24 protein-coding genes and 1 pseudogene are annotated in these 22688 nt (G+C 73.1%); 11 read left to right on the forward strand and 14 right to left on the reverse strand.

Going from position 1 to position 22688, the window contains the following annotated elements; translation table 11 throughout:
• The first annotated feature begins 119 nt into the window (after positions 1 to 119).
• The gene (locus IO20_RS0103400) at positions 120 to 818 is read left to right on the forward strand and encodes an ATP-binding protein (protein WP_051874257.1); all 699 of its coding nucleotides are present in this window, start codon (positions 120 to 122) and stop codon (positions 816 to 818) included.
• A gap of 47 nt (positions 819 to 865) precedes the next feature.
• On the opposite strand, the pseudogene IO20_RS0103405 reads toward IO20_RS0103400, so the two are convergent.
• Positions 866 to 1150: pseudogene (locus IO20_RS0103405) on the reverse strand (SHOCT domain-containing protein); the annotation flags it as partial.
• Between the two features lie 112 nt (positions 1151 to 1262).
• On the opposite strand from IO20_RS0103405, the gene IO20_RS0103410 reads away from it, so the two are divergent.
• Together IO20_RS0103410 and IO20_RS0103415 are read left to right on the forward strand one after the other, a co-directional pair.
• The gene (locus tag IO20_RS0103410) at positions 1263 to 1871 is read left to right on the forward strand and encodes a TetR/AcrR family transcriptional regulator (RefSeq protein WP_030546283.1); all 609 of its coding nucleotides are present in this window, start codon (positions 1263 to 1265) and stop codon (positions 1869 to 1871) included.
• Between the two features lie 17 nt (positions 1872 to 1888).
• Complete coding sequence (locus IO20_RS0103415; protein WP_030546281.1) at positions 1889 to 2473, forward strand: DUF4865 family protein; 585 nt, start codon at positions 1889 to 1891, stop codon at positions 2471 to 2473.
• Between the two features lie 76 nt (positions 2474 to 2549).
• On the opposite strand, the gene IO20_RS0103420 is transcribed toward IO20_RS0103415, so the two are convergent.
• Positions 2550 to 3320: an SAM-dependent methyltransferase gene (locus IO20_RS0103420; protein ID WP_030546279.1), complete on the reverse strand. Its 771-nt coding sequence runs from the start codon at positions 3318 to 3320 to the stop codon at positions 2550 to 2552.
• A gap of 205 nt (positions 3321 to 3525) precedes the next feature.
• Here IO20_RS0103420 and IO20_RS0103425 point away from each other — a divergent pair, with 205 nt between their 5' ends.
• Positions 3526 to 3993 carry an SRPBCC family protein gene (locus IO20_RS0103425; RefSeq protein WP_030546277.1) on the forward strand — a complete coding sequence of 156 codons (468 nt, stop codon included), beginning with the start codon at positions 3526 to 3528 and terminating at the stop codon, positions 3991 to 3993.
• Positions 3994 to 4006: 13 nt separating this feature from the next.
• Here IO20_RS0103425 and IO20_RS0103430 read toward each other — a convergent pair whose 3' ends face one another.
• Positions 4007 to 5233, reverse strand: coding sequence for an ROK family protein (locus IO20_RS0103430; protein ID WP_030546275.1), 1227 nt, complete (start codon positions 5231 to 5233; stop codon positions 4007 to 4009).
• A 404-nt stretch (positions 5234 to 5637) separates the two neighbouring features.
• Here IO20_RS0103430 and IO20_RS0103435 point away from each other — a divergent pair, with 404 nt between their 5' ends.
• Complete coding sequence (locus tag IO20_RS0103435) at positions 5638 to 6855, forward strand: MFS transporter (protein ID WP_030546273.1); 1218 nt, start codon at positions 5638 to 5640, stop codon at positions 6853 to 6855.
• A gap of 85 nt (positions 6856 to 6940) precedes the next feature.
• Positions 6941 to 7687, forward strand: coding sequence for a maleylpyruvate isomerase family mycothiol-dependent enzyme (locus tag IO20_RS0103440; protein ID WP_030546271.1), 747 nt, complete (start codon positions 6941 to 6943; stop codon positions 7685 to 7687).
• Positions 7688 to 7699: 12 nt separating this feature from the next.
• Here the strand turns inward: IO20_RS0103440 and IO20_RS42275 are convergent, their stop codons facing one another.
• Positions 7700 to 8092 (reverse strand): hypothetical protein, encoded by a 393-nt coding sequence (locus IO20_RS42275; protein ID WP_031126789.1) that lies wholly within the window; start codon positions 8090 to 8092, stop codon positions 7700 to 7702.
• Positions 8093 to 8213: 121 nt separating this feature from the next.
• The gene (locus IO20_RS0103450; protein ID WP_030546266.1) at positions 8214 to 8909 is read right to left on the reverse strand and encodes a TetR/AcrR family transcriptional regulator; all 696 of its coding nucleotides are present in this window, start codon (positions 8907 to 8909) and stop codon (positions 8214 to 8216) included.
• A gap of 125 nt (positions 8910 to 9034) precedes the next feature.
• Here IO20_RS0103450 and IO20_RS0103455 point away from each other — a divergent pair, with 125 nt between their 5' ends.
• Positions 9035 to 9541, forward strand: a complete 507-nt coding sequence (locus IO20_RS0103455) for a nitroreductase family deazaflavin-dependent oxidoreductase (protein ID WP_051874256.1) — start codon at positions 9035 to 9037, stop codon at positions 9539 to 9541.
• 67 nt (positions 9542 to 9608) lie between these two features.
• Here IO20_RS0103455 and IO20_RS36205 read toward each other — a convergent pair whose 3' ends face one another.
• The gene (locus IO20_RS36205; protein WP_051874277.1) at positions 9609 to 11033 is read right to left on the reverse strand and encodes a geranylgeranyl reductase family protein; all 1425 of its coding nucleotides are present in this window, start codon (positions 11031 to 11033) and stop codon (positions 9609 to 9611) included.
• Between the two features lie 256 nt (positions 11034 to 11289).
• Here IO20_RS36205 and IO20_RS0103465 point away from each other — a divergent pair, with 256 nt between their 5' ends.
• The gene (locus IO20_RS0103465) at positions 11290 to 12654 is read left to right on the forward strand and encodes a dipeptidase (RefSeq protein ID WP_030546260.1); all 1365 of its coding nucleotides are present in this window, start codon (positions 11290 to 11292) and stop codon (positions 12652 to 12654) included.
• 26 nt (positions 12655 to 12680) lie between these two features.
• On the opposite strand, the gene IO20_RS0103470 is transcribed toward IO20_RS0103465, so the two are convergent.
• Entirely contained in the window at positions 12681 to 13715 is a 1035-nt protein-coding gene (locus tag IO20_RS0103470; RefSeq protein WP_030546258.1) for an NUDIX hydrolase, read from the reverse strand.
• A gap of 136 nt (positions 13716 to 13851) precedes the next feature.
• Between IO20_RS0103470 and IO20_RS0103475 the strand changes: the two genes are divergently transcribed.
• Entirely contained in the window at positions 13852 to 14034 is a 183-nt protein-coding gene (locus tag IO20_RS0103475; RefSeq protein ID WP_030546256.1) for a hypothetical protein, read from the forward strand.
• A gap of 68 nt (positions 14035 to 14102) precedes the next feature.
• Here the strand turns inward: IO20_RS0103475 and IO20_RS0103480 are convergent, their stop codons facing one another.
• A complete protein-coding gene (locus IO20_RS0103480; RefSeq protein ID WP_030546254.1) occupies positions 14103 to 15086 on the reverse strand; it encodes an ROK family protein in 984 nt (327 codons plus the stop codon).
• Positions 15087 to 15212: 126 nt separating this feature from the next.
• Here IO20_RS0103480 and IO20_RS0103485 point away from each other — a divergent pair, with 126 nt between their 5' ends.
• Positions 15213 to 16247: a LacI family DNA-binding transcriptional regulator gene (locus IO20_RS0103485; RefSeq protein WP_030546252.1), complete on the forward strand. Its 1035-nt coding sequence runs from the start codon at positions 15213 to 15215 to the stop codon at positions 16245 to 16247.
• A 179-nt stretch (positions 16248 to 16426) separates the two neighbouring features.
• Here IO20_RS0103485 and IO20_RS0103490 read toward each other — a convergent pair whose 3' ends face one another.
• The 5 genes from IO20_RS0103490 to IO20_RS0103510 all read right to left on the reverse strand — a co-directional run bounded on the left by IO20_RS0103490 (position 16427) and on the right by IO20_RS0103510 (position 20913).
• A complete protein-coding gene (locus IO20_RS0103490; RefSeq protein WP_030546250.1) occupies positions 16427 to 17716 on the reverse strand; it encodes a DUF6986 family protein in 1290 nt (429 codons plus the stop codon).
• Between the two features lie 152 nt (positions 17717 to 17868).
• The gene (locus tag IO20_RS0103495; RefSeq protein ID WP_030546248.1) at positions 17869 to 18831 is read right to left on the reverse strand and encodes an electron transfer flavoprotein subunit alpha/FixB family protein; all 963 of its coding nucleotides are present in this window, start codon (positions 18829 to 18831) and stop codon (positions 17869 to 17871) included.
• A gap of 57 nt (positions 18832 to 18888) precedes the next feature.
• Positions 18889 to 19674: an electron transfer flavoprotein subunit beta/FixA family protein gene (locus tag IO20_RS0103500; RefSeq protein ID WP_030546246.1), complete on the reverse strand. Its 786-nt coding sequence runs from the start codon at positions 19672 to 19674 to the stop codon at positions 18889 to 18891.
• A gap of 199 nt (positions 19675 to 19873) precedes the next feature.
• Entirely contained in the window at positions 19874 to 20404 is a 531-nt protein-coding gene (locus IO20_RS0103505) for a flavin reductase family protein (RefSeq protein WP_030546244.1), read from the reverse strand.
• A 197-nt stretch (positions 20405 to 20601) separates the two neighbouring features.
• Positions 20602 to 20913 carry a TlpA family protein disulfide reductase gene (locus IO20_RS0103510; RefSeq protein ID WP_030213208.1) on the reverse strand — a complete coding sequence of 104 codons (312 nt, stop codon included), beginning with the start codon at positions 20911 to 20913 and terminating at the stop codon, positions 20602 to 20604.
• 249 nt (positions 20914 to 21162) lie between these two features.
• On the opposite strand from IO20_RS0103510, the gene IO20_RS0103515 reads away from it, so the two are divergent.
• Positions 21163 to 21885, forward strand: coding sequence for a lysophospholipid acyltransferase family protein (locus IO20_RS0103515; RefSeq protein WP_030546242.1), 723 nt, complete (start codon positions 21163 to 21165; stop codon positions 21883 to 21885).
• Positions 21886 to 21894: 9 nt separating this feature from the next.
• Here the strand turns inward: IO20_RS0103515 and IO20_RS0103520 are convergent, their stop codons facing one another.
• Positions 21895 to 22587, reverse strand: coding sequence for a B3/B4 domain-containing protein (locus tag IO20_RS0103520; RefSeq protein ID WP_030546240.1), 693 nt, complete (start codon positions 22585 to 22587; stop codon positions 21895 to 21897).
• Between the last annotated feature and the right edge of the window lie 101 nt (positions 22588 to 22688).

The following is a 22688-nucleotide window of genomic DNA, read 5'->3' on the forward strand; positions in this document are numbered from 1 at the left end:
GAATCACCTCACCGAGGGTTTACCGGTGGTGACATCCCGTTTCAGGTCACCACCCTGCTGTACCGCATGTGAGATCCGAATCTTCGTCTTCTTCCGGACTACTTCGGGGAGTCGCAGCCGTGATCAGCGAGCCGAGCAGGTACTACGCGGTGGAGCTTCACGCCCTGCCGTCGCGGATCGGACAGGTCCGCAGGATTGTCTCCGCGCATCTCCGTCATTGGCACGTCGACGCTCTGATCGACCATGCCGTGCTCGGAGTCACCGAGCTACTCACCAACGTCCACCGGCACGCGCAGCCGGACAAGCGGTGCACCGTCGAGATCGAGCTGCTGCTCGACCGTCTCACGGTCTCCGTCCGGGACCACGACCCCCGCATACCGGAGGCCGGCCGCCCGGACCCGGAGGACGTGGGCGAGGGCCTCGATCCGCTCGACGCGCTCGCCACCTCCGGGCGCGGCCTCGCCATCGTCGGCGCGGTCAGCGAGAGTTGGGGCGTCCGGCCCTGCGGGGCCGACGGGAAGGTGGTGTGGTTCACCCTCTCGGCACCGCCTTCGGCCGTGCCGGTCACGACCCGTGGGCAGGCCGTCCACGGCTCCATGACCGAGGGTCCGTTCCTCGGGCACGGACGCTTCCCTGGCGGTCCGCTCAGCATCCCGGCCGACCCGGTCCTCACCCCGGACCCGGTCCTCGCGCCCGACCCGGTCCTGGCACCCGTGACCGCCGCGAAGGCCGTCGCCCCGGCCCGCCGGGTCCCGGCGGAGCGGGTCCCTGCGGACGCGTTCCTGGCCGACGCGGTCCTGGCGGGCCGCACGGGCTGACGGCCGCCCCGCCGTCACGGCGGGGCGGGGGTCGGGGGCGGGGGGGGTCACCCCCGGCGCCCCTTGGCCTGCGCGGCGGGGCCGAACTGCTCCTCGAGCACGGTGCGCCGGCGCCAGTACTCCTCCTCGTCGATCTCGCCCGCCGCGAATCGGCGCCCGAGCAGGGCGCTCGGCGAGTTCTCGTCGGGACCCCCGTCGAAGCCCGTACGACCGGCGCGGCCCAGGACGAAGCCGCCTCCGCGACGCCATCCGGCCCGGCGGACGACGGTGACGATCCCGACGGCGACGGCCGCCCAGAGGAGGGGGAAGAGAAGGACCCACGGGCCGGGCCCGCGTGGGGGGTGTTCATGACGGGCGCCGGCAGAGGTCTTCTCCTTCCGGCAGAGGTCTTCTCCTCCCGGTCGAGGTCCCCCGGTCGAGGTCTTCTCTTCTGTACCTACTGGTATGTACAGTGCGGTCATGAGCATGAGCACCCCCGAGCGGCTGATCGAGGCGACCCGCGAGCTGCTGTGGGAGCGGGGCTACGTCGGCACCAGCCCCAAGGCCGTCCAGCAGGCGGCGGGAGCGGGCCAGGGCAGCATGTACCACCACTTCGCCGGCAAGCAGGAACTGGCGCTCGCGGCGATCCGCCGTACCGCCGACGAGCTGGGGGCGGCGGCCGAGACCGTCCTGGGCGCCGAGGGTTCGGCGCACGCCCGGATCGAGGCCTATCTGCTGCGCGAGCGGGACGTCCTGCGGGGCTGCCCGGTGGGGCGGCTGACGATGGACCCGGAGGTCATCGCCGATCCCGCGCTTCGCGCCCCCGTCGACGAAGCTCTCGGCCGGCTTCGCGCCCGGCTTGCCGAGGTCGTCCAGGAGGGCCTGGACCGAGGCGAGTTCAGCGGCTCCCTCGATCCGGAGGAGATCGCGGCCGCGGTGGTGGCGACCGTGCAGGGCGGATACGTGCTGGCCCGCGCGACGGGCTCCCCAGCGCCGTTCGACAGTGCCGTACGCGGTCTCCTCGCCCTGCTCGGCCCGAGCGCCGCCGTCGCCGCCACAGCGGCAGCCGTCTAGAAACGGAGCATCTGCGCGTGTACGCGATGCAGTACGAGATCACCCTCCCCGCCGCCTACGACATGGGGATCATCCGCGAGCGGGTCGCGACGAAGGGCCATCTGCTCGACTCCTTCCCGGGGCTCGGCCTGAAGGCCTATCTGGTCCGGGAGCGGGAGGCCGGTGCGCCGGTGAACCAGTACGCGCCGTTCTATCTGTGGGGCACTCCGGAGGGCATGAACTCCTTCCTGTGGGGCCCCGGTTTCCAGGGGATCGTGCGCGACTTCGGCCGGCCCGTGGTGCAGCACTGGACGGGCCTGTCGTACGCGGAGGGGCCCGCGGCCGCCTCGGCGCCGCGCACCGCGACGCGTCACAGGGCCCCGCTCGGGGAGGCGGTGCCGCCGGGCGAGGCCGTGGCGGACGCGGTGGCCCGGCACGCGCGCGCCGCCCGGCGGGACGGGGTGGTGGCCTCCGCCCTCGCGGTGGATCCCCGCCACTGGGAACTGCTCGCCTTCACCCTGTGGGCAGACCCGGAAGTGCCCGCCGACGAGGGCGAACGCTTCCGGGTTCTGCACCTGTCGGCGCCGGGGCGGGCGGGGCTGGGCCGGGGGCGGCAGTGGTGAGCGATACCGCGTGCATCCGGTATCTCGGATCCAATATGTGGATCCAATAGCCAGGATCCGGATATCGGATCCCGTATCAGGCCACGGCGACCAGCGTGAGGTAGGCGATGCCGAGGACCCGGCGGTAGCCGTTCAGCCAGGTCGCACGCTGCCGGTCGACCCGCTCGCGGGTCTCGGCGGCCAGCGGGTGGTCGGGGTGGGCGGCCAGCCAGACCTCGGTGTCGTACCGGTACCCCGACTCGAAGTCCTCCCACTCGTCCGCACTCGCCGTCTCGATCCACGCGGGCCTGAACCCCGCCTCGATCGCCAGGTCGACGAGGTCGCCGAGGAGGAAGTGGTCGCCGGCCGCCGCGCCCGGCCACATGCCCGCCAGCTCCTCGTCCGTGGGAGTGCGCTCCCAGAATCCCTCCCCGAGGACGGCCCTTCCCCCCGGCCGGAGCAGTCGGCGCAGTTCACGCAGGGCGGCGGCGGGGTCGTGCGGCTGTTCCGGGTCGCAGAGCGCCTGGCTCGACCCCAGGCAGAGGATCGCGTCGACCGGGCCGCGATCGGTGCCGAGCGCCGACTCCTCGACGAACTCGACGCGGTCCGCGAGACCCCGGGCCTCCGCGAGGGCCCGGCCGCGCGCCAGGTCCTCCGCGTTGATGTCGATACCGGCACCCTTGGCCGCCGGGGCGGCCTCCAGGACGCGAAGAAGCAACTCCCCCCAGCCGCAGCCGATGTCGAGCACGTCGGCGGGCTCGGTGGCCGCGAGCCGCTCGATCAGGCGGGCAGCACGGGCCTCGGACAGAGGGCCGTGGAAGGTGAGGCTGCCGAGCCGCGGAGGAAGATCGGAATCAGAAGTGATCATGAGGCGGAACAGTACGGCGTTCGGCCTCCGGCGCGCAGCGATTTCGGCCCGGGGAGCCGGCCTCCCGCCCGGGGCGAGGGCTTCCCGCCCGGGGCGAGGACTTCCCGCCCGGGGCGAGGACTTCCCGCCCGGGGCAAGGGCTTTCGGGCCGGAGGTCCACGGCTCCGGGGAGCAATCCTTCGCCGCACCGCCTAGCCTGGTACGGGTGTACACCACGCGCGCGTCCCGCCACATCGACGCCCCGCCCTCGGCCGTCTACCGGGCCCTCGTGGACCCGGCGGACATCCCGCGGTGGCGGGTGCCGTACGGAATGAGCTGCGAGGTGCACGACTTCGACGCGCGCGAAGGGGGCACCTTCCGCGTCTCCCTGCACTACGACACGGCCGACGGCACCGGGAAGTCGGGAGCCCGGACGGACACCTACCACGGGCGCTTCGCGGAGCTGCTCGCGGACGAACGCGTCGTCGAGGTCATCGAGTTCGAGACCCCGGACCCGCTGCTGCAGGGCGCCATGACCCTCACCACGACGCTGGTCGCGATGGACGACGGCACGGACGTGCTCGTCGTCCACGAGGGGGTTCCCGACGCCGTGCCCGCCGCCGACAACGAGGCCGGCACGCGCATGGCCCTGGAGCGGCTCGCCTCGCTGGTCGAGGGGCGTTCCGCGGGGTAGGGCGCCCCTGCTTTCAGGCCGCGTCGCGGCTCAGCGCCGCCAGTGGGTCGTCCAGTACCGGCTGCCAGGCCAGTTCGGCCGCGCCCACGAGGCTGTTGTGGTCCAGGGTGCACGGGAGGATCGGCACCCCGCCGCTGCGGCCCCACAGGCTGCGGTCGGCCACGACCGCGCGGAGGCGCTCCGGGTCGGCGTCCAGGAGCTCCCGGTGGAGCCCGCCGAGAATGATCCTGTCCGGGTTCAGGATGTTCACCAGACCGGCCAGGCCCAGGCCCAGACGATCGATCAGCTCCCCGACGGCGACGCGGACGCCCGGGTCGTCGGGGCTCGTGCGCAGCAGGTCGCGCGACTGCTGGAGCAGCGACACCTCGGGGCCTGGAGTACGGCCCGCGACCGTGAGGAAGGCGAGCGGGTCGGTCTCGACGTCCAGGCAGCCCCGGCCGCCGCAGTGGCAGGGGCGGCCCTCCGGGTTCACGGTGAGGTGGCCGACCTCCAGGGCCAGGCCCGCGCTGCCCGTGTGGAGGCGGCCGTCGAGGACGAGCGCGCCGCCGACGCCCCGGTGGCCGGTGGCCACGCAGAGCAGGTCCCGGGCCCCGCGGCCCGCGCCGTGGCGGTGCTCGGCGAGGGCGGCGAGGTTCACGTCGTTGCCGGTGAAGGCGGGGCCCTCGATGCCTGCGGCCCGTACCCGTTCCGCGAAGATCTCCCGGACCGGCGCCCCGGCGGGCCAGGCGAGGTGCAGCGGGTTGAGCGCGGTGCCCTCCGGCTCCGCCACGGCGGAGGGGGCCGCGAGTCCGGCGCCGACGCACCGGCGGCCGCTCTCCCTGAGCAGGGCGGCTCCGGCGTCGACGACCGCCCCGAGGACCTGGGCGGGGTCGGCGGAGACCGTGACGCAGCCGGGGGCCGTGGCGACGATGGTGCCGCCGAGTCCGACCAGGGCCGCGCGGAAGCCGTCGGCATGGACCTGGGCGGCCAGGGCGACCGGGCCCTTCTCGTCGACCGCCAGGCGGTGCGAGGGGCGGCCCTGGGAGCCCGCGGCGGCGCCGGGGTTCGAGTCGACCCGGATCAGGCCGAGGGCCTCCAGCTCTGCGGCGACCGCGCCGGCGGTGGCCCGGGTGACGCCGAGTTCGGCGGTGAGGACGGCCCGGGTCGGAGCCCTGCCGGTGTGCACCAGCTCCAGTGCGGGGCCCAGCGCGTTGCGCCCCCTGTCCAGCCGTGTCCGGGTCGTCGTCGCCTTGCCGTTCATGGTGGCGAGTCTCCCATGATCGGGCGGGTGGGTCGGTCTCCGGGCCTGGGCCTGGCCGTCCTCGGCCGCTGGGGGGCCTCGGGCCGGTGGGCTTCCTCGGGCCAGTGGGCTTCGGTGGGCCAGTGGGCTTCGGTGGGCCAGTGGGCTTCGGTGGGCCCGTCCCGGCCCGGTGGACCTTTCCCGGTCGGTGGCTCAGCCGTGGGGGCCGCTCCGGGACCGTGTTCGGGACTGCATGATTTACGGCGCGTTCTGGTCCCCTGGAGTTTCGGGCCCCCGTTACGCGCCACAAATCACGCTTTACGTCCCGAACACGGTCCCTGCGCGTCCCCCACTCCTGCGCGTGGGCCTGTGCGGGTCCTCGTCGCTCGCTTGATTGCCTCGCCCGCGCCCCCTATCCTGAGTTTGTGCCGCTACTAAACAAAGTACGGACGGCCGCACCGGGGGGCCACGGCGGAGACACCGCCACCCACTCCCTGTCCCGCCTCCGCTCAGCCCTGACCCTCTTCTTCGCCCTCGACGGCTTCCTCTTCGCCGGCTGGGTCGTCCGGATCCCCGCCGTCAAGCAGCAGACCGGCGCCTCCGCAGGCGATCTCGGACTCGCCCTCCTCGGCGTCTCCGCCGGCGCCGTGATCACCATGACGCTGACCGGACGGCTCTGCCGGCGGTACGGATCCCACGCCGTCACCGTGGTCACCGCCGTTCTGCTGTCCTTGTCGGTCGCCCTGCCGGCCCTCACCCGGTCCCCGCTCGCCCTCGGCCTCGTCCTGCTCGTCTTCGGCGCCGCGTACGGCGGGATCAACGTCGCCATGAACAGCGCCGCCGTGGATCTCGTGACCGCGCTCCGGCGGCCGGTGATGCCGAGCTTCCACGCGGCCTTCAGCCTCGGCGGCATGATCGGCGCCGGCCTCGGCGGGCTGCTCGCCGGAAGCCTCTCCCCCGCCTCTCACCTCCTCGGCCTCACCGGTGTCGGGCTCGTCCTGACGGCCGTCGCCGGGCCCGCACTCCTGCGCCACCCCTCCCCCGCCCCGCCGCCCGAGTCCCTGCCGCCCGCCCGGGGCGGCGGCGGCGCGTCACGCCGTACCGTGCTCGTGTTCGGCGTCATCGCCCTCTGCACGGCGTACGGCGAAGGGGCACTCGCCGACTGGGGCGCCCTCCACCTGACGCAGGACCTCGGCGCCCACCCGGGGGTGGCCGCCGCCGGGTACTCGGTCTTCGCTCTGACCATGACCCTCGGACGCCTGTCCGGCACCGCACTGCTCGAACGCCTCGGCCAGACCCGCACCCTGGTCCTGGGCGGCGCCACGGCCGCCGCCGGGATGCTGCTCGGCGCCCTCGCGCCGAGCGTCTGGGGCGCGCTGCTCGGCTTCGCCGTGACCGGCCTCGGTCTCGCCAACATCTTCCCCGTCGCCGTGGCCCGCGCCGGGGCCGTCGCGGGGCCCGGCGGCGTGGCGACGGCGTCCACGCTCGGTTACGGAGGCATGCTCCTCGGCCCGCCGTGCATCGGGTTCCTCGCCGACTGGTTCTCGCTGCCGATCGCGCTCACCACCGTCGCCGCGCTCGCCGCCGGCGCGGCTGCCATGGGTTACTGGGCGCGGAACGCCGGTGCGACTCAGGTGAGTTGAGTTGCCGGTGTACCCGGTCTGCCTCGTTGTCACGGTGCCTCAGCTGCGAGAATGCGGCTCCATGAACCGATCCGGTGGGGGAACGATGAAGATCACGGAGCACATCGAGGCGCTGGAAGCAGCCGGCCGGGCGCTGGGCGACGCGGCGGCGGAGGCCGGGCCGGACGCGGAAGTGCCCACCTGTCCCGGGTGGCGGGTCAGGGACCTGCTGCGGCACACGACGATGGTCCACCGCTGGGCCGCTGCCTTCGTGGCCGAGGGGCACATCACGTACCAGCCGGACGCCGGCGAACCGGCGCTCGACGGCGAGGAACTGCTCGCGCACTACCGCGAGGGGCACGCCCGGCTCGTCGCCGCCCTGCGCGCGGCGCCCGAGGACCTGGAGTGCTGGACCTTCCTCCCGGCGCCTTCGCCCCTCGCCTTCTGGGCGCGGCGGCAGGCGCACGAGACGGCCGTCCACCGCGCGGACGCCGAGTCCGCGCTCACGGCTCCCGGTCCCGTGGACTCCGCGTTCGCCGCCGACGGCATCGACGAACTGCTGCGTGGAATGCACGGCCGGGACCGCAGCCGGGTGCGGACCCCGGAGCCCCGCGTCCTGCGGGTCCGCGCGACGGACACCGGTGACGTCTGGACCGTACGCCTGTCGGCCGAGCCGCCCCGGACGGAACGGGACGGCCGGGCGACGGCCGTCGCGGACACGGAACTCTCCGGGCCCGCCGACCGGTTGTACCTGTACCTGTGGAACCGGCTGCCCGCCGGTGCCGTGACCCTCACCGGCGACGAGGACCTCGCCCGGCTGTGGCGGGAGACCTCGGGCATCACCTGGTCCTGAGGGGCCGCCCGCTCAGCCCAGCCAGCCGGGCTGAGCGAGGCCCGACTCATAGGCCATGACGACGAGTCGGGCGCGGTCCGGCCCGCCCAGCTTCACCATGGCCCGGCTGACGCGGGTCGTCCAGAGAAGGCCGAGGGCCCGGGCGAGCGCGTCGAGCGTCTCACGGCCGGGCTGGTTCCGCGCGGCGATCCCGCTCCCCGCCATGACGAGTACGGCGATCAGCACCGTGGACAGCCAGGGCAGCCCGTGGCCGCCGTCCGGCTGTGCCCCGCCGCTCTTTCGGTCCCGGAAGTCCCAGGGGTCCCATTGACCCCTCCTGCCCCACGGACTGCGGCGCGGCGTCCTCGACCCGGGGGTCGGCTTTTCGCCGCCCTCCTCGTCCCCGCCCGCCGGCTTCCGGTCCATGCCGGTCACGCTGACCGCACCGCACCGCACCGCACCTGCGCGGGCGTCAGCCCTGTGAGGTGGTCGCCGGTACTCCCGCCGGAGCAGGCGAAAGCCGGGGACGGAGCCGGGGGCGGGCCGCTCAGCCGCGCGGCAGCAGGCCCACGTCCTGGCCCAGACGGCGGGCGGCCGTCGCGAAGAAGGTGTCGCGGTCCTCGACGACGCGGTGGAACTGGCCGAAGACCTCGAAGGAGACGAGGCCGAAGAGCTGCGACCAGGCTGCGACGAGTGCGACGGCGAGAGCCGGGGGGAGGTCCGGGGCGATGTCGGCGGCCATGCGGGCCGCCTCGGGACGCAGCGCCTCCGGGAGCGGGGGGAGGGCGATGCCTTCGCCGGCGTGGGCGCGGCGGGCGGTCTCGATGAGGACGAGTCCGACGCGGGCGGCGGGGGCGACGGTGTCCTGGGGCGCGGTGTAGCCGGGCACCGGGGAGCCGTAGATCAGGGCGTACTCGTGCGGGTGCGTCAGGGCCCAGGCGCGGACCGCGCGGCAGACGGCGGTCCAGCGGTCCAGGGGGCGCAGCCCCGCGGTGTCGGCGGCGGCCTGCTCCGCCTCGGCGCCGATGGCGTCGTAGGCGTCGATGATGAGGGCGGTGAGCAGGTCGTCGCGGCTCGGGAAGTAGCGGTAGAGCGCGGAGGACGCCATGCCGAGCTCGCGGGCGACGGCCCGCAGGGACAGCTTGGAGGCGCCTTCGGCGGCGAGCTGGGTGCGGGCCTCGTCCTTGATGGCGGCGGTGATCTCGATGCGGGCGCGGGCGCGGGCTCCTCGGACGGTCGTCATGGAGAGCAGTGTGCCACTTCGAGATCGCCGATACGAAGTGAGAGCGGTGCTCTTGATTGTGGGCGGCGATCCGTGCACACTGATCTCAAGCGAGAGCAGTGCTCACACATCCGCAGGAGGAACCCATGTCCGGTCAGCCCGCCGACCCGAACAGCCCCACCCCCGCCTCCGCCCACGTCATGAAGCCCGGCTGGCTGACGGTGAACGTCTTCAACCGCGCCGTCGCCTGGATGACCCGGCGCGGCATCAGCGTCTGGGGGTCCCGCGTGCTGGCCGTCCGCGGCCGCAAGAGCGGCGAGTGGCGCCGTACCCCCGTCAACCTCCTGACGGTCGACGGCGTCCGCTACCTCGTGGCCCCGCGCGGCCACGTCCAGTGGACCCACAACATGCGGGCCGCCGGCGGCGGGCAGCTGATCCTCGGCAAGCACGTGCAGGACTTCACCGCCGTCGAGGTGTCGGACGAGGACAAGCCCGCACTGCTGCGCGCCTACCTCAAGCGATGGAAGGCCGAGGTCGGCGTCTTCTTCGGCGGCGTCGGGCCCGACTCCTCCGACGACGAGCTGCGCGCCGTCGCCCCCAAGCACCCCGTCTTCCTCGTCACGACGACGGGCCCCACCACCCCGGCCGCGTGAACCGGCCGGAGCGACGGAGCCCGTCCACGCTTCGCTCACCCTCGCTCCGAGGCCTCGCTCCGAGGCGTCAGGACGCTTCCGGCACCTCGGGCGCCTTCGGTGCCTCGGACGCCTTCGGTGCCTCGGCAACCGCGGAAACCTCGGCCGATCCACCGGCGTCCCCGCCACCGGCCTCGGCGGCGTCCTCGCCCCCGCCCTCCGGCGCCGACCGCTCCCGCTGGCCGATACCGCGGCCCGCGGGGCCGACGCCCGACGAGGTGTCCATGCGCCGGTCCAGTAGCTCCAGCGCCCGTCGGGCCATGCCGTTCGAGCGGACCATGCCGCCCAGCGTCGCCGAGCCACGGGTGATGTCCGCGAACGCGTTCCAGGCCGGCCGAAGTCCCGTTATCGTCGCGTGCAGCAGTCCCGGGCGCCGCTCGAAGAGCGCGAGCATCCTCCGCCCGACCGCCATCTCCACGCCGAGCCCCGCCTTGATGGCGAAGGCGTAGTTCAGCGCCTGGCGCCGCGCGTCGACCGCGTCGCCCGCCTCGGCGACCCGTACCGCCCACTCCCCCGCGAGCCGGCCCGAGCGCAGCGCGTACGAGATGCCCTCGCGCGTCCACGGCTCCAGGAGTCCGGCCGCGTCACCGCAGACGAGCACCCGGCCGCGGGAGAGCGGCGAGTCGTCGGTGCGGCAGCGGGTCAGGTGGCCGGAGGAGATCGTGGGCTCGAAGCCGGACAGGCCGAGCCGGGCGACGAAGTCCTCCATGTACCGCTTGGTGGCGGCGCCCTCGCCGCGCGCCGAGATGACGCCGACCGTCAGCGTGTCGCCCTTGGGGAAGACCCAGCCGTAACTGCCGGGCATCGGCCCCCAGTCGATGAGGACCCGGCCCTTCCAGTCCTCGGCCACGGACGGCGGCACGGGGATCTCGGCCTCGAGACCGAGGTCGACCTGACCGAGCTTCACCCCCACATGGGCGCCTATCCGGCTGGCACTGCCGTCGGCACCGACGACCGAGCGGGCGAGCACGGTCTCGCCGTCGGCGAGGACCACGGCGACCGTCCGCCGGTCCGGTACCGCCGGGCCGTGCTGCTCCACCCGGGACACCGTGGCGCCGGTGCGCAGCTCGGCGCCCGCCTTCTGCGCGTGCTCGACGAGCTGCGCGTCGAACTCCGGGCGGTTGATGAGCCCGAAGAGCATCTTGCGCGAGCGGCGGGTGCGGGCGAAGCGTCCGTCCAGGGAGAAGGTGACGGCGTGCACCCGGTCCTGGAGGGGCAGTTCGAAGCCGGGCGGCAGCGAATCGCGGGAGGGGCCGATGATGCCGCCGCCACACGTCTTGTACCGGGGCAGTTCGGACTTCTCCAGGAGCAGCACCCGACGTCCCGCCACGGCCGCCGCGTAGGCCGCGGACGCGCCGGCCGGTCCGGCGCCGACGACCACGACGTCCCAGACGTCCGCCGCGGAACCCACCTCCGCCGCTGCGGCCTTGTCCGTCTCCGGACCCTCGTCCACCGCCGAAACCTCGTCCACACCGATGCCCTCAGGAGCCGCGCCTTCGGGCGCGGTGTTCTCCGGACCGGCGTTCTCTGCGTGCTCGCTGCTCACGTGTGCTTCTGCTCCTGATCCGACCGGTGGTCTGCTCCTGACGCATCCTACGGCGCGGTAGCCCGGGCACCGCGCCGTAGGATCGGCGATGCGTTCGCCGTACCACGACATACGCCGAACGCCGTCCTTACGTCGTAACGTCGCACCCATCAGGAGCGTGCCCATGACCGCGAATCCGATCGCCGAGACCGTCCGGTCCCTGATGCCCAGGGCCAGGGCCGAGCTCGCCGAGCTGGTGGCCTTCGAGTCGGTGGCGGACGAGGCCGTGGCGCCCCGGAGCGAGTGCGAGGCGGCGGCGAACTGGGTGGCGGACGCCCTGCGCGCCGAGGACTTCCAGGACGTGGCGCTGCTCGACACCCCGGACGGCTCGCAGGCCGTGTACGGCATCCTGCCCGGCCCGGCCGGCGCGCCGACCGTCCTTCTCTACGCCCATTACGACGTGCAGCCGAAGCTGGACGAGTCCGCCTGGCTCAGCCCTCCGTTCGAGCTGACCGAGCGCGACGGGCGCTGGTACGGGCGCGGCACGGCCGACTGCAAGGGCGGCTTCGTGCTGCACCTGCTCGCGCTGCGCGCCCTGAAGGCGAACGGCGGGGTGCCCGTGACGGTCAAGGTGATCGTCGAGGGTTCGGAGGAGCAGGGCACCGGTGGTCTGGAGCGGTACGCCGAGCAGCACCCCGAGCTGCTCGTCTCCGACGCGATCGTGATCGGCGACGCGGGCAACTTCCGGGTGGGTCTGCCGACGGTGACCGCGACGCTGCGCGGCATGACGATGATCCGGGTCCAGATCGACACCCTGGAGGGCAACCTGCACTCCGGTCAGTTCGGCGGCGCCGCCCCTGACGCGCTGGCCGCGCTGATCCGCGTGCTCGACTCGCTGCGCGGCCCGGACGGCTCGACCGTCATCGACGGGCTGCCGGGCGACGACGTGTGGGAGGGCCTGCAGTACCCGGAGGAGGACTTCCGGAAGGACGCCAAGGTCCTCTCGGGCGTGGCGCTGCCGGGCGCCGGCACGGTCGCCGACCGGATCTGGGCCCGCCCGGCCGTCACGGTCATCGGCATCGACTGCCACCCGGTGGCCGGTGCGACCCCGTCGGTGCCGAAGTCGGCCCGCGCCCAGATCAGCCTGCGGGTGCCGCCGGGCCAGGACGCGGCCAAGGCGACGAAGCTGCTCTTCGCCCACATCGAGAAGCACACCCCGTGGGACGCCCGGGTGTCCCTGGAGCAGGTCGGTCAGGGTCAGCCGTTCCAGGCGGACACGTCGAGCCCGGCCTACACGTCGATGGCGGAGGCGATGAGGATCGCGTACCCCGGTCAGGAGATGCAGACGGCGGGCATGGGCGGTTCGATCCCGCTGTGCAACACGCTGGCCTCGCTGTACCCCGAGTCGGAGATCCTGCTGATCGGCCTGAGCGAGCCGGAGGCGCAGATCCACGCGCCCAACGAGTCGGTGTCGCCCGAGGAGCTGGAGCGGCTGTCGGTGGCGGAGGCGCACTTCCTCGTCAACTACGCCCGCTCGAAGCAGGCGTGACCGGGTTCTGACGCCCGAGGGGCCCGTCAGCCGACCGGGTCCCCCGCCTCCAGGTTGAGCACCGTGCCGCGTTCGCGGGCGCGCAGGGCCCAGCGGAGGCGGCGGTAGCGGACGGGCGGCAGGAGGTCCGCCGCCTCCTCCTCGGTGACGAAGCGCCAGGCGCGCAGTTCGGCGCCGGGGAGGCGGAGGCGGGCGATGTCCGCGGCGTCGAGCCGGCCGCCGTCGAAGAGGAGGCGCAGTCCGCCGTGGCCCGGCGGCTGGGGGCGTTCCCAGTCGACGAGCAGGAGACGGGGTACGGCGTCGAGCGCGATGCCTATCTCCTCGGCGACCTCGCGCATTCCGGCGCGGGCCGGGGGTTCGCCGGATTCGACGACGCCGCCGGGGAACTCCCAGCCCGGCTTGTAGGTGGGGTCGACCAGGAGGAAGCGGTCCTGGTCGTCGAAGAGCAGGACGCCCGCGGCGACGGTCTCGCCGGTCGGGTCGGGGGTCTGGACGATGCCGCAGGGGGCGGCGAGCCCTTTCTGGACGGCGTCGGCGACGGACCGGGCGGCCTCGGCCGCGGTGAGGGCTGAGGTGTCGACGGTGTAGGCATCGGCGGCGAGCCAGTCGAGGGCCGCGCGGTAGGGCGCGAGGTGCGCGTGGCACCACTCCCGGACGCGGGCGTCGGCCTCGGGGTCGCCGTACTCCGTCCGGCCGTCGATCCGCTGCCGCAGGATCGTTTCCTCCGGAGCGAGGAGCACATGGCGTACGTCGATGCGGCGGGCGGCGAGCCCCCCGAAGATCTCGTCCCGGTACGCCTGCCGGAGCAGCGTCATGGGGACCACGAGCACACCGCCCACCTCGGCGAGCAGGGCGGCGGCGGTGTCGACGACCAGGCGGCGCCAGATCGGCAGGTCCTGGTAGTCCTCGACCTCCGCGAGCCGCTTGGCGGGGAGGAGCCGGCCCATCGCCGTCCCGACGAGCTCGGGGTCGTACAGCGTGCTGTGCGGGATCAGGTCGATCAGTTCGCGCGCGGTGCTGGACTTCCCCGCGCCGAAAGTACCGTTGACCCAGACGATCACGATTCCCCCTCTTCGACGGCCCCCTGTGGCTTGCCCGCAACACCCTGCCACGAAAACCACCCACGCATGTCTCGGCATATGCGTGACGCTTCCGCGCGCGGGTCGTTGATAACGGCAAGCACGAGGGGGTGCGGAGATGAGTCGTACGGTTCTCGAACGTTTCCCGGCCGGTGGCCCGCGGGGCAGCCTGCCCGCCGAGGAGTTCGCCGGCGCGCGGCGCGACGAGGGGGTGCCGGCCCGGGTCGTGATGGACCTGGAGTCCGACACCTTCCTGGTGATCGTGGAGCAGCGGACGCCCGAGCGGGTACGGAGGGAATGACGGGCAGCTGACGGGACTGCCCCCGGTCGGACGTCCGGGCGGCCTCGGAGCCGGTCAGAAGCCTTCGTTCAGGAGGTCCGGCCCGTCCACGATCCCCCGCCGTCCGCGCTCCTGGCCGCCGCTGCCGCGCCGAGGAGGCCCGCGTCGGTGCCCGTGAGGGCGGGGACGACGGTCAGGTGCCGGATGAAGGAGAGCGTCGCGTAGGAGGCGAGGCTGCGGCGGAGCGGGGCGAAGAGCACCTCGCCGGCGCCCGCCACGCCGCCGCCGACGACCGCGATGTCGATCTCGACGAGGGCCGCCGTCGCGGCGATGCCCGCGGCGAGCGCCTGTGCCGCCCGTTCGAACGAGGCGACGGCCACCGGGTCCCCGGCCCGCGCGGCGGCGGCCACGGCAGCGGCGGTGGTGTCACCGTCGGGCCCCGGTCGCCAGCCGTTCTCCAGGGCGCGGCGGGCGAGGTGCGGACCGCTGGCGATCCGCTCGACGCAGCCGCGTGCGCCGCAGGCGCAGGGCTCGCCGTCCATGTCCACGGCGATGTGGCCGATGTGGCCGGCATTGCCGGTGGGGCCGGGGTGGAGCCGGCCGCCGAGGACGAGGCCGCCGCCGACCCCGGTGGAGACCACGAGGCACAGGGCGTTGTCGTGGCCCTTGGCGGCGCCGAGCCAGTGTTCGGCGGCGGTCATGGCGACGCCGTCGCCGACCAGGGTGACCGGTCGGCCGCCCGTCGCCCGGCGGACCCGGTCGACGAGCGGGTAGTCGCGCCAGCCGGGCACGTTGACGGGGCTCACGGTGCCCCGGTGCGCGTCGACCGGGCCCGCGCTGCCGATGCCGACGGCCCCCGCGGCCGCCCACAGGGGCGAGGCCGCGAGCGTGGCGATGACGTCCTCGACCGCGCCCATCACCGTCTCGCCGTCCTCACGCGCGGGCGTGGCCCGCCGGGTGCGGAGCCGGACGCGGCCGTCGCCGTCGACCAGAGCGCCGGCGATCTTCGTGCCACCGATGTCGAGGGCGACGACGAGATCCTCGGCGGAGCCCGGGGCGGAATCGGTCTGCATGGGCGGGGAGTCTCCAGTCGGCTGCGGCGGAACGCGGTCCGTACAGTCTCTCCTGCCATGACAACGTTGTCCAGGTTCTATGCTTCGCCCTACACCCACCGATTCCCGACGGAGGAACCCCGCACCGTGGCCGACACCGCCCGCCGCCCCGAGCCCCGCTACGGCAACCGGCCCACCATGAAGGACGTCGCCGCGCGCGCGGGCGTCGGCCTGAAGACGGTGTCCCGGGTCGTCAACGGCGAGCCGGGAGTCACCCCGGACACCGAGCGCCGGGTCCAGGAGGCGATCGAGATCCTCGGTTTCCGCCGCAACGACAGCGCGCGGGTCCTGCGCAAGGGCAGGACGGCGACCGTCGGCCTCGTCCTCGAGGATCTCGCCGACCCGTTCTACGGGCCGCTCAGCCGGGCCGTGGAGGAGGTCGCCCGAGCGCACGGGGCTCTGCTCATCAACGGCTCCAGCGCCGAGGACCCCGACCGGGAGCAGGAGTTGGCTCTCGCGCTGTGCGCGCGCCGGGTCGACGGTCTGATCGTCATTCCCTCCGGCGACGACCACCGGTACCTGGAGCCCGAGATGAGGGCGGGCGTCGCCACCGTCTTCGTCGACCGCCCCGCCGGTCTCATCGACGCCGACGCGGTCCTCACCGACAGCTTCGGCGGCGCCCGCGACGGCGTGGCCCATCTGATCGCCCACGGACACCGCCGCATCGGCTTCATCGGCGACCGCCCCCGTATCCACACCGCGGCGGAACGACTGCGCGGCTACCGGGCGGCGATGGAGGACGCGGGGCTGCCGGTCCGGGACGTCTGGGTCTCGCCGGGATCGACGGACCCGGAGCGGGTCCGCACCGCCGTACGGGAGATGCTGGCCGCGCCGGAGCCGGTGACGGCGCTGTTCGCGGGGAACAACCGGGTGCTCGTCACCGTGGTCCGGGCCCTCGCCGCGCACCCACGGCCGGTCGCCCTGGTCGGCTTCGACGACATCGAACTGGCCGATCTGCTCGGCGTCACGGTCATCGCCCAGGACGCCGCCGCACTCGGGCGTACGGCAGCGGAGCGGCTGTTCCGGCGCCTCGACGGGGCCGACGAGGCGCCGGAGCGGGTGGTCCTCGGCACGACGCTCCTCGCCCGGGGTTCGGGCGAGATCCCGCCGCAGGCCGACTAGGGCCCTGTCTTTGGGATCAGGCCGGATCAGGGAGCGGGGCCTGGTGCGCGTGATCGCAAGGCGGAGGAGGGAGGCCACGCGGAGCGTCGGGGACCGACGACAACGCGGCGAGCGCGCGTGCCAGGCCCCGCGAGCCCTGCGTGATCCGAAGGACAGGCCCTAGGCCCATCAGCCTCCGACTACTCCGCGGAGGCGGTGAGGTCGCCTCGGCGCGGGGCGGCGAAGCGGTCCAGGGCGGCGCGGTTCATGCCGGTGAGCGCGTCGACCTCGGCGGTGTCGAGGGCGCCGCAGTCGATGCCGCGCAGCAGGTAGGAGCTGAGGGCCTTCGCGGTGGCGGGCTCGTCCATGACGTCGCCGCCCGCGTGGTTGGCGTAGGCGGAGAGGCGCTTGGCTGCGGCCTCGAAGCCCTCGCGGTAGAAGGCGAAGACGGCGGCGTACCGGGTGGGGATGTGGCCGGGGTGCATGTCCCAGCCCTGGTAGTAGGCGCGGGCGAGGGCGCGGCGGGTGAGGCCGTAGTGCAGGCGCCAGGCCTCGTGGACGTGCTCGGTGGAGCCGACCGGGAGGACGTTGGTGGAGCCGTCGGAGACGCGTACGCCGGTGCCGGCCGCGGCGACCTGCATGATCGCCTTGGCGTGGTCGGCGGCGGGGTGGTCGCTGGCCTGGTAGGCGGCGGAGACGCCGAGGCAGGCGCTGTAGTCGAAGGTGCCGTAGTGCAGTCCGGTGGCGCGGCCCTCGGCGGCGCCGATCATGCGGGCGACGGCGGCGGTGCCGTCGGCGGCGAGGATGGACTGGCTGGTCTCGATCTGGATCTCGAAACCGAGGCGGCCCGCGTCGAGCCCGTGGGCCTTCTCGAAAGCCTCCAGGAGACGGACGAAGGCGGAGACCTGCTCGGGGTAGGTGACCTTGGGGAGGGTGAGGACGAGGCCGTCGGGGAGGCCGCCGTTCTCCAGGAGGCCGGTGAGGAAGACGTCGGTGGTGCGGATGCCCCGGTCGCGTACGGCGGACTCCATGCACTTCATCCGGATGCCCATGTACGGGGCGGCGGTACCGTCCCGGTAGGCCTCCGAGATCAGCCGCGCGGCGCGTGCGGCATCCTGGTCCTCGTCCTGGCCGGCGTAGCCGTCCTCGAAGTCGACACGAAGGTCCTCGATCGGCTCGCGTTCCAGCTTGGCGCGCACGCGGCCGTAGACGTCCTCGGCGAGGTCGTCGGCGAGCCCGAGGACGGCGGCGAAGGAGGCGGCGTCGGGGGCGTGCTCGTCCAGGGCGGCGAGGGCCTGGTCGCCCCAGGAGCGGATGGTGCCGGCCTCGAAGACGTTGCCGGGTACGTAGACGGTGTGAACGGGCTGACGGGTCCCGGGGTCTCCCGGGTAGCGGCGGTCCAGTTCGGCGTCCACCGATGCGAGGGAGGCGCTGATGCCCTCGCTGACCGCGCCCGCGAGGCTCGTCGACACCTTCTCCTGCTGACCCATCCCAGATCCTCCTGTTTTCCGCTGCACGGAATCAACAATCCGTATGGCGAAGTTAGTAGGCCGTCGGGACCTGAGTCAATGGTTGTCCGAAACGGCCGGGGGCCGCACGGTGAGAGTCACCGTGCGGCCCCCGGGCCCGACAGAACCGCAGGTCAGCCCTTGCGGGCCTTGACCTCGTCGGTCAGCTGCGGGACGACGTCGAAGAGGTCGCCCACCACGCCGTAGTCGACGAGGTCGAAGATCGGCGCCTCGGCGTCCTTGTTGATCGCGACGATCGTCTTCGAGGTCTGCATGCCCGCGCGGTGCTGGATCGCGCCGGAGATGCCGGACGCGATGTACAGCTGCGGCGAGACCGACTTGCCGGTCTGGCCGACCTGGTTGGAGTGCGGGTACCAGCCGGCGTCGACGGCGGCGCGCGAGGCGCCGACGGCCGCACCGAGGGAGTCGGCGAGCGCCTCGATGATCGCGAAGTTCTCGGCGCCGTTGACGCCACGGCCGCCGGAGACCACGATCGCGGCCTCGGTCAGCTCGGGGCGGCCGGTGGACTCGCGCGGGGTGCGGGAGACGACCTTGGTGCCGTGCGCCTTCTCCGAGAAGGAGACGGCGAGCGCCTCGACGGTGCCGGCGGCCGGGGCGGCCTCGACGGGGGCCGAGTTCGGCTTGACCGTGATGACCGGAGTGCCCTTGGAGACGCGGGACTTGGTGGTGAAGGAGGCGGCGAACGCGGACTGCGTCGCGACCGGGCCCTCGTCACCGGCCTCCAGGTCGATGGCGTCGGTGATGATGCCGGAGCCGATGCGGACCGCCAGGCGGGCGGCGATCTCCTTGCCCTCGGCGGAGGACGGGACGAGCACGGCGGCCGGGGACACGACGTCGTACGCGGCCTGCAGGGCCTCCACCTTCGGGACGACGAGGTAGTCGGCGAACTCGGCGGCGTCGGCGGTGAGGACCTTCACCGCGCCGTGCTCGGCGAGCGCGGCGGCGGTGTCGGCGGCGCCGTTGCCGAGCGCGACGGCGACCGGGTCGCCGAGGCGGCGGGCGAGGGTCAGCAGCTCCAGGGTGGGCTTGCGGACGGCTCCGTCGACGTGGTCGACGTAGACGAGAATCTCAGCCATGGGACTTCAATCTCCTGCGAACGAAAGGGGCAGCGGTCGGTGAGGCTCGCGCGAGCCCTAGATGAACTTCTGGCTCGCGAGGAACTCGGCCAGCTGCTTGCCGCCCTCGCCCTCGTCCTTGACGATCGTGCCGGCCGTGCGGGCCGGACGCTCCGCCGCCGAGTCGACCGCGGTCCAGGCGCCCTCGAGACCCACTTCCTCGGCCTCGATGTCGAGGTCCTCGAGGTCCAGGGACTGCACCGGCTTCTTCTTGGCGGCCATGATGCCCTTGAAGGACGGGTAGCGCGCCTCGCCCGACTGGTCGGTCACCGACACGACGGCCGGGAGGGAGGCCTCCAGCTGCTCGGAGGCGGCGTCGCCGTCACGGCGGCCGGTGACGGTGCCGTCCTCGACCTTGACCTCGGAGAGCAGGGTGACCTGCGGGACGCCCAGACGCTCGGCGAGGATCGCCGGGAGGACACCCATGGTGCCGTCGGTGGAGGCCATACCGGCGATGACGAGGTCGTAGCCGGTCTTCTCGATCGCCTTGGCGAGCACCAGGGAGGTGCCCATGACGTCGGTGCCGTGCAGGTCGTCGTCCTCGACGTGGACGGCCTTGTCGGCGCCCATCGAGAGCGCCTTGCGCAGCGCGTCCTTGGCGTCCTCGGGGCCGACCGTGAGCACGGTGACCTCGGCGTCGTCGGCTTCCTCGGCGATCTGCAGGGCCTGCTCGACCGCGTACTCGTCGAGCTCCGAAAGCAGGCCGTCGACGTCGTCACGGTCGACCGTGAGGTCGTCCGCGAACTTGCGGTCTCCGGTCGCGTCGGGCACGTACTTCACACAGACAACGATCCTCAAGCTCACGCCGGCTCTCCTACTGCATCGTCATAACTGGGCTGCCTTGTTGCTCGCAGCATAGGCGCCTGAAGGGCGGGTTTCCGGTCGGGGCGCCGGACGCCCCGACCCGAATATTACTCGTCAGTACACCCAGTTTGTTACCAGTAAGCAAGCGCTCAGGAATGTGATCTGGCCAACGCGCGAGGTGGGGCGCGTACGGGAACTCTCAGTCGCGCAGCGCGTTGAAGCGCCCGTGGTGGTAGAGGAGCGGCCGGCCCGCTCCGTCAGGGTCCCCCGCGACCGCCTGCGCGATCACGATCCGGTGGTCGCCGGCGGGAACACGGGCCACCACCCGGCAGACCAGCCACGCGAGGACGCCGTCGAGCACGGGCACCCCCTCGGGGCCCACGCTCCAGCGGGTCCCCTCGCCGAAGCGGTCGGCGCCGCTGCGCGCGAAGGTGGCCGCGAGCTGCTGCTGGTGCTCGCCGAGTATGTGCACGCCGATGTGTTCGGCCTCGGCGAGCACGGGCCAGCTGGAGGACGTCGTACCCACCCCGAAGGAGATCAGCGGCGGGTCCGCGGCGACGGAGTTGAGCGAGGTCGCGGTGAAGCCGACGGGACGCTCGCCGTGCGCGGTGACGACCGCGACACCGGCCGCGTGCCGGCGGAAGACGGAACGGAGCAGGTCGGGAGAGGCCTGTCGGGGTGCGCCGATCGTGGGAACGGGACCGGGTCGGAGGTCCGGCGAAGCCGTCATGGAGTTGTCCTTCTGCGAGGGCGGCATGGGAGAGGTCCGGGGATCGTCAGACGCCCGGACAGCGCGCGCTCGCGTTGCGGGCCAGGTCCACATGGGTCCGGCCGTAGAGAAGGAGTTCTGGGGGCACTCCGCAAGGGTGACGATCGTTGCCGCGTGCAGTCAAGTGCGTACCGGGATGTGGGAGGTGTGTCACGGCGTCAGACGGCCCGCCCCAGGGCGGCGATGACGTCGGCCCTGCGGGGCTGCCCCGCGGCCCTGCGGACGACGCGGCCCGCCCGGTCGAGGACCAGGACGGTGGGGGTGCGCTCGACGCCCAGGGCGCGTACGAGGTCGAGCCGCTCCTCGGCGTCGATCTCCACGTGCCCCACACCGGGCACCATCGCGGCCACCTCGGCCAGGGTGCGGCGGGTGGCCCGGCAGGGCTGGCAGAAGGCGGTGGAGAACTGGACGAGGGTGGCCCGCTCCCCCAGTTCGGCGCCGAGCGCCTCCGGCCCTAGCACCTCGGTCATGCGTTCCCCCTTCGCGGTCGGTCTGTCAGCCTGTCGGTATATCGGCATGTCATCCGGTGCAGCGTCGCACGGGAGCGTTCGATTCCCGCCACGGGCACCGCGAGTGACGAGAATCTCCCTGTACGAAGCCGCCTGGACTGGTCACGGCGCCCCACATGGGGCACGATCTGCCCAAAGCCGAAAACCTACGGCCGCGTAACTTCGCCGGGAGACCCCTCCCCCGGCACACGAAGAAGAGGTTCCTCTCCGATGGCAGAACTCGTCTATCGACCGGTCGTCGGCGCCGCGCTCACCCTGTTCAAGGCGCTCGACCTGAAGATCGACACCCAGGGTTCCGAGAACATCCCGCGGACGGGAGGGGCTGTGCTGGTGAGCAACCACATCAGCTACCTCGATTTCATCTTCACGGGTCTCGCGGCGCTGCCCCAGAAGCGTCTCGTGCGCTTCATGGCGAAGGACTCCGTCTTCCGGCACAAGGTCTCGGGGCCGCTCATGCGCGGCATGAAGCACATCCCCGTCGACCGCTCGCAGGGTGAGCACGCCTACCAGCACGCGCTGGAGTCGCTGCGGGCCGGCGAGATCATCGGCGTCTTCCCCGAGGCGACCATCTCCCAGTCCTTCACCCTCAAGAGCTTCAAGACGGGTGCGGCGCGACTGGCGCAGGAGGCGGGCGTCCCGCTGATCCCGATGGCACTGTGGGGCACCCAGCGGGTGTGGACGAAGGGGCGTCCGCGGAACTTCAAGCGCAGCCACATCCCCGTGACGATCCGCGTCGGCGAGCCCATGGAGGCCCCCTCCGACCAGTACGCGGGCGCGATCACGCGGCGGCTGCGCGAGCGCGTCCAGGAGCTCCTGGAGGCCGCGCAGCGCGCCTACCCGGTCCGCCCCAAGGACGCGAGCGACACGTGGTGGGTGCCCGCGCACCTCGGCGGTACGGCTCCGACCCCGGCCCAGGTCAAGGAAGCCGGCTGACGGACAGCGCTATCGCGGGTCCCGGATCGTGATCCGGGACCCGGGGCTGAGCTTCTCCAGCGACTCGGCGAGCTCGCCGCCCGCCGCGAGCAGCTCGTCCCTGGTCATGGGGGCGAGCGACTCGAGGAGGAAGACCGCGTCGACGGTGTCGTCGTCGATGCGGGTGCGAGGGCCCTGGCGCCAGTTCCACCGCCGGCAGGTGACCCCCTCCTCGTCGCACCAGACGATCTCCCCGGGCTCGGGGTGCTCCACCGTCTCCACGCCGCCCGCCATGGTGACGAAGGGCTCCTCGCCGGTGGCCCTGATCAGGCTCATGCCGCCCCGGATCCGTCCCAGGTCCTCGCCGCCGACCGGGATGAGATGAACGACGCTGACCGCGTTGTAGGCGTCGACGAGCCGGTTGACGCGGGGCAGTCCGCCGTCCGCAAGCGCCCGCCTGGCGAGCGCCTCGGCGGAGTTGCGGGTACGGGAGGGCTTGGCGCCGAACGCGGTGTACGCGGCGCGCCAGGCGGCGATGTGCGGGTCCTGGTCCGGAGTGCGGCCGTCGAGGCGCTCGGCGAGCCGGCGCGCGGCCTCGTCCAGGAGCGCCGAGCTCGCTGCGTCGCTGGGTCCGTTGACCAGTCCGTGCGCCTCGACGACCAGGGCGGTGAAGCCGGGTACGAGGGTGCGCACCTCGTCGGAGACGGTGAGCGTGAGAGTCATGTGGTCCAGTGTAGGGCACTGGATAATTCACTTCATTGGACTTTCGGCCGTACCGGGCTCCATGAGAAGACCCGTAACGGGCTCCATAAGAAGACGAAGAC

Origin of the sequence: Streptomyces exfoliatus, assembly GCF_000725545.1 — a bacterium.
GTDB lineage: Bacteria > Actinomycetota > Actinomycetes > Streptomycetales > Streptomycetaceae > Streptomyces > Streptomyces exfoliatus.

Bases quoted from the DNA above. Each gene is read 5' to 3' on its own strand.
- IO20_RS0103515 (WP_030546242.1), top strand. From the start codon at position 21,163: ATGGCAGAACTCGTCTATCGACCGGTCGTCGGCGCCGCGCTCACCCTG.
- IO20_RS0103505 (WP_030546244.1), bottom strand. From the start codon at position 20,404: ATGACGGCTTCGCCGGACCTCCGACCCGGTCCCGTTCCCACGATCGGC.
- IO20_RS0103475 (WP_030546256.1), top strand. From the start codon at position 13,852: ATGAGTCGTACGGTTCTCGAACGTTTCCCGGCCGGTGGCCCGCGGGGC.
- IO20_RS0103420 (WP_030546279.1), bottom strand. From the start codon at position 3,320: ATGATCACTTCTGATTCCGATCTTCCTCCGCGGCTCGGCAGCCTCACC.
- IO20_RS0103510 (WP_030213208.1), bottom strand. From the start codon at position 20,913: ATGACCGAGGTGCTAGGGCCGGAGGCGCTCGGCGCCGAACTGGGGGAG.
- IO20_RS0103480 (WP_030546254.1), bottom strand. From the start codon at position 15,086: ATGCAGACCGATTCCGCCCCGGGCTCCGCCGAGGATCTCGTCGTCGCC.
- IO20_RS0103490 (WP_030546250.1), bottom strand. From the start codon at position 17,716: ATGGGTCAGCAGGAGAAGGTGTCGACGAGCCTCGCGGGCGCGGTCAGC.
- IO20_RS0103520 (WP_030546240.1), bottom strand. From the start codon at position 22,587: ATGACTCTCACGCTCACCGTCTCCGACGAGGTGCGCACCCTCGTACCC.
- IO20_RS42275 (WP_031126789.1), bottom strand. From the start codon at position 8,092: ATGGACCGGAAGCCGGCGGGCGGGGACGAGGAGGGCGGCGAAAAGCCG.
- IO20_RS0103450 (WP_030546266.1), bottom strand. From the start codon at position 8,909: ATGACGACCGTCCGAGGAGCCCGCGCCCGCGCCCGCATCGAGATCACC.
- IO20_RS0103430 (WP_030546275.1), bottom strand. From the start codon at position 5,233: ATGAACGGCAAGGCGACGACGACCCGGACACGGCTGGACAGGGGGCGC.
- IO20_RS0103465 (WP_030546260.1), top strand. From the start codon at position 11,290: ATGACCGCGAATCCGATCGCCGAGACCGTCCGGTCCCTGATGCCCAGG.
- IO20_RS0103440 (WP_030546271.1), top strand. From the start codon at position 6,941: ATGAAGATCACGGAGCACATCGAGGCGCTGGAAGCAGCCGGCCGGGCG.
- IO20_RS0103495 (WP_030546248.1), bottom strand. From the start codon at position 18,831: ATGGCTGAGATTCTCGTCTACGTCGACCACGTCGACGGAGCCGTCCGC.
- IO20_RS0103455 (WP_051874256.1), top strand. From the start codon at position 9,035: ATGTCCGGTCAGCCCGCCGACCCGAACAGCCCCACCCCCGCCTCCGCC.
- IO20_RS0103410 (WP_030546283.1), top strand. From the start codon at position 1,263: ATGTACAGTGCGGTCATGAGCATGAGCACCCCCGAGCGGCTGATCGAG.